This is a genomic window from Oleiphilus sp. HI0067 (genome assembly GCF_001635735.1).
Window position 1 is genome coordinate 1 of record NZ_LWFI01000448.1, and the last position, 903, is coordinate 903.

Here is a 903-nt window from a genome sequence, read left to right on the forward strand (position 1 = left end):
GAAATCGCACCAGAGTTACGTGAAGAGTTCGACAGCTATGGCGCGATGTTTGAAAACCTGATCAGGCAAATAGCACCGAATGAAAATATAAACCAGATTCGTATTTATAAAGTTTGCGATGGTGCCTTACCGAAAGATGTATCTGAGTGTCAGGCATACTTAGTGACGGGTAGCAAAACAGGTGTGTATGACTTAGTTGCTTGGCGAGAACCTTTACGCCGCTGTGTATCTGAGATCTATGATATGCATATTCCAATGGTTGGAGTGTGTTTCGGTCATCAGTTACTTGCCGATGTGCTTGGCGGCGAAGCTATAAAATCAGACAAAGGTTGGGGGATTGGTGCGATGACGCATAGCCGTCAAACGCAGCAAGATTTTTTTCAAAATATGCCTGAGTCAATCACCTTGTTGTACAGTCATCAAGATCAAGTCGTGTGTCTGCCGCCGACTGCGGTGCGTCTTTACGGGAGTGATTTTTGCCCAAATGCTGCATTTTGCATTCCGGGTAGGGTGTTAGGGTTTCAAGGGCATCCAGAATTTACGGTTGATTATAGTCAGCAACTGATGTCGTTAAGAGAGTCTTTATATCCGCCTGATTTATACAAGCAGGCTATGGCTTCGCTTCAGAAAACGACGGATGAGCGTTTAGTGAGTACATGGATAACAATGTTTTTGACGAATACGGCGAGTAATAAGTAATGGCTAGATTTTCAAATTTTGGCAACAAATTAGGTGGTGAATCGGGTATTACAGGATTAATGGAAGACCTTGGGAACGCTTTAAATTCTGGGTCTGATATGATCATGATGGGAGGTGGTAATCCGGCTCATATACCTGTCGTCGAAGAACTGTTTCGTGATCGTTTAGCCGAGTTGGCGAACAGTCCTGATGCCTTTCGCCGAT

General features: G+C 44.3%; 1 protein-coding gene and 1 pseudogene. Both read left to right on the forward strand.

Features of this window, described 5'->3' with window-relative positions; translation table 11 throughout:
- Positions 1 to 699, forward strand: a 699-nt coding sequence (locus tag A3739_RS05410; protein ID WP_082878282.1) for a hypothetical protein, incomplete at its 5' end; no start/stop codon positions are given.
- Positions 699 to 903: pseudogene (gene avtA, locus A3739_RS05415) on the forward strand (valine--pyruvate transaminase); the annotation flags it as partial. The gene A3739_RS05410 and the pseudogene avtA, both read left to right, overlap by 1 nt.